Annotated in this window: 7 protein-coding genes; 2 read left to right on the top strand and 5 right to left on the bottom strand. The window is 33.9% G+C overall.

The features are described 5' to 3' along the window. Positions 1-125 precede the first annotated feature (125 nt). Positions 126-785 (bottom strand): cofactor assembly of complex C subunit B, encoded by a 660-nt coding sequence (locus AFK68_RS19185; protein WP_094674221.1) that lies wholly within the window; start codon positions 783-785, stop codon positions 126-128. A gap of 349 nt (positions 786-1,134) precedes the next feature. Next, complete coding sequence (gene rpaB / locus AFK68_RS19180) at positions 1,135-1,866, bottom strand: response regulator transcription factor RpaB (RefSeq protein ID WP_094674219.1); 732 nt, start codon at positions 1,864-1,866, stop codon at positions 1,135-1,137. A 450-nt stretch (positions 1,867-2,316) separates the two neighbouring features. Between rpaB and radA the strand changes: the two genes are divergently transcribed. Then, positions 2,317-3,897: a DNA repair protein RadA gene (radA, locus tag AFK68_RS19175; protein ID WP_094674217.1), complete on the top strand. Its 1,581-nt coding sequence runs from the start codon at positions 2,317-2,319 to the stop codon at positions 3,895-3,897. Between the two features lie 96 nt (positions 3,898-3,993). On the opposite strand, the gene AFK68_RS19170 is transcribed toward radA, so the two are convergent. Both AFK68_RS19170 and AFK68_RS19165 read right to left on the bottom strand, forming a co-directional pair. Continuing rightward, the gene (locus tag AFK68_RS19170) at positions 3,994-4,233 is read right to left on the bottom strand and encodes a hypothetical protein (RefSeq protein ID WP_094674215.1); all 240 of its coding nucleotides are present in this window, start codon (positions 4,231-4,233) and stop codon (positions 3,994-3,996) included. A 45-nt stretch (positions 4,234-4,278) separates the two neighbouring features. Continuing rightward, a complete protein-coding gene (locus AFK68_RS19165; protein WP_094674213.1) occupies positions 4,279-4,845 on the bottom strand; it encodes a hypothetical protein in 567 nt (188 codons plus the stop codon). A 365-nt stretch (positions 4,846-5,210) separates the two neighbouring features. On the opposite strand from AFK68_RS19165, the gene AFK68_RS19160 reads away from it, so the two are divergent. Further along, a complete protein-coding gene (locus tag AFK68_RS19160; RefSeq protein WP_094674211.1) occupies positions 5,211-5,756 on the top strand; it encodes a helix-turn-helix domain-containing protein in 546 nt (181 codons plus the stop codon). Between the two features lie 425 nt (positions 5,757-6,181). Here AFK68_RS19160 and AFK68_RS19155 read toward each other — a convergent pair whose 3' ends face one another. Beyond that, positions 6,182-7,486 carry an endonuclease NucS domain-containing protein gene (locus AFK68_RS19155; protein WP_094671285.1) on the bottom strand — a complete coding sequence of 435 codons (1,305 nt, stop codon included), beginning with the start codon at positions 7,484-7,486 and terminating at the stop codon, positions 6,182-6,184. Positions 7,487-7,623 lie beyond the last annotated feature (137 nt).

The following is a 7,623-nucleotide window of genomic DNA, read 5'->3' as shown; positions in this document are numbered from 1 at the left end:
GCTATATATAGAATAGAAAGGTAAATCATTCTGTACTCTCTGAGGATATTAAACCCTCAAGTTTTATTTTATCCTCATTTCCTACTCTCCCCACAATGATTAAAATTTCCACATACAGGTGGTTATTAAAAATGAAACAATCCAGATTTTTTTGATAGAGTATATGTTAATTTATCTGCTATTCCTGAAATCCAATTTTCATCTTGTTTAGTGTAACTGCGAGGAGCATTTGCACCCAAAATCATTACACCATTATTGCCAATAGGTTGACAAATTACACCTTGGGTATTTTCTGGTAAATAATTAAATTCAATACGACCTGGATAGACTTTTAAATCTACTAAATAAATAGGTTTTTGTTTCTCCAAAACTCGCTTTAAAATAGCTCCTGGTTGTACTTGTGATTCAGATGGTAAAATTCCTCTTCTTAATAAAACTTTCCCTTCATACCAAATAATAATAGTTTTAGTTACTGTATTACTTAATAATAAACTAGAAGCCCAAGCAAGTTCAGTTTTAGCTATTTCTGATAATTCTGGTAATAATTCAAATCCTGATTCACCAATTAATTTAACAGTATCAGGAGAGCGTGATTGTATTTGTTGCCAGAGTAAACCAGTCAAAATTAAAAAAGCACTTAAAATCACTCCTACTACATCGGAACGAGCTTGAGAAGCTAAAAGATTAGGGGTGAAAAATCGATTAATCATTAGTAAAGTTCCACCTAATCCTCCTGTTATTATCGGGAGCATTCGTAATACTTTATTTTGGTCTGGTTGAGTCATATTTTCAGTTATTAGTATCTCTGATAGGAGTCAGGAGTCAGGAGTCAGAATTTTCAAAGTTTTTAGCTCAAATTAACTATTATAAAAATTTTTACAACCAATGGGCAGATTGCTATATCTTCAAATAATAAAAAATCAAATCAATTATCGTAATCTTATTCATCAATTCTTTCTTCCTACTCCCTATATTATAGGGGTAAGTTTTTAATAAAGGGATCAGTAGACTTTTATTCAGTATATAATCTCAACAGAAACGTGCTTCTTTTATACCCCAAACTTCCTATACTGCTTTGATGTAAAAGGTAAAAAACTTACCCTTGTCAACTCCTCCCTACTCCCTCCCTGTATTTCAACCAACTTCACCAGGTTCAGTAATGCGTTGGAATAAATAACCAGTACCTCGTGCAGTTAAAATTAATTCTGGATTACTTGGATCTTCTTCCAACTTAGCCCTAAGCCGAGAAATATGAACATCCACAACTCTTGTATCCACATGACGCTCTGGAGTATAACCCCACACTTCCTGCAAAATTTCAGAACGAGAAAAAGGTTCTCCAGAACGACTTACCAATAACTCCAACAAACTAAACTCCATACCAGTAAGTCTAATCCTTTCATCACCCTTATAAACCTGACGCTTATTAGTATCTATTCTAATACTACTGACTTGAATAACACCAGAACTAGGAATACCATTAGCCCCATTTTTATCTACCCGACGTAATACTGAACGAATTCTGGCTTCTAATTCTTTTGGAGAAAAAGGCTTCACTACATAATCATCAGCACCTAACTCTAAACCTGTAATTCTATCTGCAACATCTCCCAAAGCAGTTAACATAATTATGGGAATATCTGACTCTTTCCGTAACTCTTGACAGACACCATAACCATCTAATTTTGGCATCATTACATCCAATACCACCAAATCTGGCTCTGTCTTGTGAAAAGTCTCCAAAGCTTCTTCCCCATCAGCAGCCGTAACAACATCATAGCCAATCATTGACAGCCGAGTTTCTAAAATACGACGGATACTTGCTTCATCATCGACAACCAATATTTTTTCTTTATTATTTTCCATTTTTCCTAAATCTCCTTAACTAAGCTTTATGATTATATTAATTTTTTTAACTCTATCATCAAAATAACAGTAGAAATTACCATTTTTTACAGGAGGGAACAGGGAACAGTGGAAAAAACATTTCCCAGTCTCAGATTCATAATCTAGTCTAAGTCCTAACCAATTCTTTTTTAGCTATACTACTCCTAAGCTTAGAATTAGTTAAACTTGAAATTTTTGGCTCTCCTAGACTGGTTATAGCTTCTTAGTAGTTTCAATAAACTTAAATCCTTAAATAGCAGAGGATTAAACCTTTAGGAAAATTGATTGTTATTAGAATTGCTTTTTTGTATTTCCATAATCCTTGCATAGCAGTGATTACAGAGTTTATTTTGTAGTAATTTATCATGGCTACCCTAGAAGAGCAAAATTTTTTTATATTTGCTGGTGAATATTAACTTATTTTAAGAAATGCCAAAACAGAAAACAAAGTATGTATGTACAGAATGTGGGTATGAGTCTTCCCAATTTCTGGGCAGATGTCCTGGGTGTAATACTTGGAATTCTCTAAAAGAGGAGATAGAACAATCAACTACAAATGCTCTACAAAGATTAGGGCTGACTGATATTGGTATTGGTTCTCAAACATTTGAAGGAGATGATTCTTCTGGTCAACCAAGGGCATCTTTTTTATTATCTCAGATTTCTGACCAAACTTTGTCGAGAATGCCTTCTGGTTTTGAAGAATTAGACAGAGTGCTTGGTGGTGGAATTGTTCCTGGTTCTTTGGTGTTGATTGGTGGAGAACCTGGTATTGGTAAGTCTACTCTTTTATTACAAGTGGCTAATCAGTTGTCTAGTAGATGTCGGGTTTTGTATGTGTCGGCGGAAGAGTCTGGACAACAAGTGAAATTACGTTCCCAACGTTTAATTGTCAATTTCAATGAAGTAGAAGAAGAGGATAAGGATAATGAAGTAGAAGGAGAGGATAAGGATAATGTTTCAAATATTGAGATGGATAAGAATTTATCTTCAAATGAAAGTCAAGAAAATAATGGCAATTCTGAATCTATAAAAGATTCTCCTACAACTTCTCAGGAAAATTTATTTTTATTGCCAGAAACAGATTTAGAAGTAATTTTAAGAGAGTTGGAATCTCTCAAACCATATTTAGCAGTAATTGACAGTATTCAAACTATTTATTTTGCTTCTTTGACTTCTGCTCCTGGTTCGGTTGCTCAAGTTCGGGAATGTACTTCCGCTTTGATGCAAGTGGCAAAAAGAGAAAATATTACCTTATTAATAGTCGGTCATGTAACTAAAGATGGTGCTTTAGCAGGTCCGCGTGTTTTAGAACATTTGGTAGATACAGTTCTATATTTTGAAGGCGATCGCTTTGCCTCTCACCGTTTGTTGCGCTCTATGAAAAATCGCTTCGGTGCTACTCACGAAATTGGAGTGTTTGAAATGGTGGCTAATGGTTTAAAAGAAATATTAAATCCATCAGAATTATTTCTCGGCAGTAGAGATGAATATTCTTCAGGAACTTCTACGGTTGTGTCAATGGAAGGTACCCGCCCAATAGTTGTAGAAATTCAAGCTTTAGTAAGTCCGGCAAGTCATGGTTCCCCTCGACGTTCTACTACTGGAATTGATAGTAGTAGGTTACAACAGATTTTGGCAGTTCTGGAAAAACGGGTAGGCATTCCTTTATCAAAGTTAGATACTTATGTAGCAACTGTGGGAGGTTTGAGTGTGGAAGAACCTGCCGCAGATTTAGGAATAGCTATTGCTGTCGTGGCTAGTTTTCGCGACCGGGTAGTTGACCCCCGAACTGTTTTATTGGGAGAGGTAGGGTTGGGTGGTCAAGTCCGACCTGTGTCTCAGTTGGAGTTGAGATTAAGGGAAGCTGCTAAGTTGGGTTTTAAAAAGGCAATTATTCCCAAAGGTCAGCAACCGCCAGATTTAGGAATGCGTATTTTGCCTATCGCTAAAGTGATAGATGCAATAATTGCTTCTATTCCGGCGCAACCTCCAACTATGGGAAGTTGAGGTTTTTTTGTTAAAAGTTATTAGCTAGGAAGTTAAGTTTCCTGGCTGTTTTTTTGCTAACTTTTAATTTTCAGCGATTGGAATATTAATAGATGACTAAACAAATTGAATAGATTCTGGAACGGCTCCATTATAAAAAGTATTATAGTCGGTAACTGTTCTACGGGCATCAACTTTTTTCCCAAAAGTTTTCTTAGAAATAGGTAGTAAAACATTTGCTCCCCCAAGAGGTTTATAGTCAATTCCCTTATGTATAGCTGCTGCAATTAGAGCGCCATTGCAGATGTAGTTTCTTGCCCAGTTTTCTGCATAATGTTTCAATCCATAGGAACCCATGGTGAAACTTTTTATAAATATACAATTACTCAACCAAGCTTTTGACTAATAGTATTGTTCTAAACCAATGGGCTTACAAAGGCTTTCCCTATCCCTATAGTTAAGACTAGCCGACATTCCATTAGTGCATAACGTTTGATTTTCTTTTAAAATTAACTCCATTTCGTCTTTAAGTGAGGAGTATTTCACAATGTTTGATTTCCAGTAAAACTCAGAGTTTGATTTTTTGAAGTTGTAGAGTTTTTGTTTCGTAGCTACATTAGTAACTACATCACCTTGATATTTGTAGAATTCTTTATTTAACCTTTTCAAGGCTACTATTACTACACCTTCAGGTATTTCTGTACTACTCCAGTTACTAATATCTTGACTTAATTGTAAAACGTTTATTGGGCTTCTAAATGAGATTTCTTTAGTATATCTACATTGACTAAGATAATTTATTGACCAAGAATAAGCTCTTAAACATTCATCAGACAAAAGATTTTCATCAATGCTTCTACTGTCGTGTTTTTCTACTTGCTCATCTAAACCATAAACTTTTATATCGGGATTTATCTTTAAAATTGTAATTATTTGTGCTTTTAATTGTTGATAATTAATTTGTTCCATTGTTATTTTTTATTGTAAAAATTAACACATATTTAATTAAGAATCTAGCTAATTTTTAATTTTGAGCCGTAGGCTATTAAATTAAATAGTATACCTGAACTTCCCCTTTGAAAAAACGGCACAATGTATGCTGTACAAGAGATAAGTTGGATTTTCTACCTGGATTTACTGGCTAGAACAAATGTAGAATTCTTAGGCAGAAAAATCTTTTTGGGAGTTTTTTATCTTACTCCTTTCCGCACACTCTGTTTTTTTCAGGAAATCCCAGATTAACAAAAACATTTTTATCTGAAGCACCCAAATGTATGGCTTTGTAATTTTTGTATTATTTGGTATTATTCTGTTGTACGCAATAGTTAAATATTATGCTTGTTGGTACAACTGAAGCTGCTTCTTTATTGAATATTTCTGCCCAACGAGTCCGAGTTTTAGTCAAGGAAGGTCGGATTCAAGGCGCTCGGAAAATTAATGGTCGGACTTGGGGAATTCCTCTATACAAAGGAAGACCAAGAATCTCTGGTAAAAAACGCGGCCCCAAACCCAATTGGTTGCCTCTGCGCCATTGTGGTAAAAATACCCTTCATTTTAATCGACCTAATATAGAGAAAAATAGAAAGCTCAAAAAGGTCGATCCTCAAGCCAAAGACGAATATGTACTTTCTGCCCAACGTGGCTCTAAGATTTTAAGTAAGGGTCACGAAATGGAGATTCACGGTCCTTGTCGCATTGTTTATCGACCAGATGAGCCTCATCCTTGTGGAGCGACTGTATGGATTGAGACTTTAGCAACAGTAACTATGTTTAATTTGGACGGTACAGTGGAACGGGTAGATAGTAGATGGGTTTGGGAAGAAGAGGAGATGTGGAAAATTAACAAGAAAAGTATTGAGGAATTAATTAGGATTAGCTAATTATTCCTCTCCTGATTAAATATAAAAGCATTGACAGAGAAATAAGGTGCATTTTTAAGTTTTGAAAAAGTACCTGGTTTTTAGCTGTTCATTCTCAAAAAGTTAGCATAGTTGGGCAAAAAAATTACTCCCCTACTCCTGAAAACAGACTTTTTCAGCAAAGCCGAATTATAGTTGTTTCACTTGAGATTGAGACAAGTGTTTCTTCCTATGAAAGGATTTTAGCTGTCGCGATCGCCATTTTCTAAAATAGGTTTTAATTGTTCAGAAATAGGCTTTGTTTTACTCATAATATAACCTTCCTATCAATTTTTTATTTTATAGATTTAAAGCTATTATCCACAACATAAAAATACTCAATTTTCAATTTAATTTACATCATTTATTTGGCAAACTGAACAATAGGATAGTGAGTTAAACTGCTTTTACTTAATCCTATAATTCCAAGCTTTAATAGCTAAATCAATATACCAACCCAAATGTGTAGGAGTTTGTGTTTTATATGACTCCCACCAAGCTCTATCTTCATCAGTAATATTTTCTGGTGTCAGACCTTTTAAAACATACATTAGTAACAAGAATGTCGGATTATTTTGATAGGAATTAACGACCTGGTTTAATGCTTTAGACTTAGATGTTTTAGCTACTCTTTTCCACTCCTCTAATTTAGCTAAGTCTTGAGTGTAACGAAAAGTCACGTTAGCTAAATATAAATTTGCTCTACTCCATTTTAATGTACCATCTCTATTATAAGCAGCTACTTCTGAATTAATATTGGGTGTATTTTTGCTATTCAAAGTGTCTTTAGTTGATACTAACCACTCAACAACAGAATCATTAGATAAAGGATTACTAGAATTTTTTAAAACCAATCCAAATCTTGCGACTGGTCTCTCTGACTTTGTATCTACAGATGTCGGCAACCACAAAAATAAACATACATCTTTTCCAGAAGTATTAGTAATTTCTGCCAACTTTTTATGATTTTTTCCTTCACCTGTTCCGTACAATACTTTTCTATAGCTCGTGCTAACCATCTCTTTAATTTTTGGTTGACCAATTAATTTATTTCGTAAAGCTTGAAAATTTTTCTCGTATTTTTTATCTAGTCTCAAATAAAATTCAAAAGCAAAGCTAGTTAAACTTTTACTATAAGATTCAGAGTTTAAATTTTTTCCTGGTAAACCAAATATAGGATAAGGAATATCATAAGTTTTTCCTGAAAGATTAAATTGAGCAATCTCTTGATTCTCTTCAATATCAATCCTAAACTGCCACAAACAAAAATTATCGTCAAACTTAGAAGCTTCCTTATCTGCATAATTATCCTCATGGAAAATAGGAGCGATTGCTATTAATTTCACAGGTAATGAATAATCTATTTGTTCTGCAAAAGGTTTTTCTATCAGTAAAGCTTTTCTATACCTAGTAAGTTGAGATATTAAACCCCTATCCTCTTCATTTTTCAACTCAATTATCACAGGTTGTTTAACTGATTGAATAGAGCATAGTAAATCACATCTTTGTGTATTAATAGTATGCTGACGCTTAATCAAAACTAAGCCTGGAAAAATCTGGTTAAAATTTTCTTCTATATAATTTTCCAAATCTTCTTCTGACTGAAATTTGATTTTGTCATTGACAAAGACTAAATTACGAGTAGACTTTGCTACCTTCTCATCCCGTTTTTTCTCAGCTTCAGTTAAATGTTTGGCTTTTAAATATGCCATAAACTTCTTTATAATAATCAGAATGCGTAAATTCTATTTGTAATGTTAACTGTTGTTTTTTAGATAGATAAATTATCGAATGTACTTAATTTGATAATTTCTAATTTTCTAGGAGTAGACTTTGGGTTCTTCTCATC

Origin of the sequence: Hydrocoleum sp. CS-953, assembly GCF_002260545.1 — a bacterium.
Taxonomy (GTDB): domain Bacteria; phylum Cyanobacteriota; class Cyanobacteriia; order Cyanobacteriales; family Microcoleaceae; genus Trichodesmium.
Note: the sequence above shows the minus strand (reverse complement) of the source record. Positions and strands in the feature narration are given on the sequence as shown.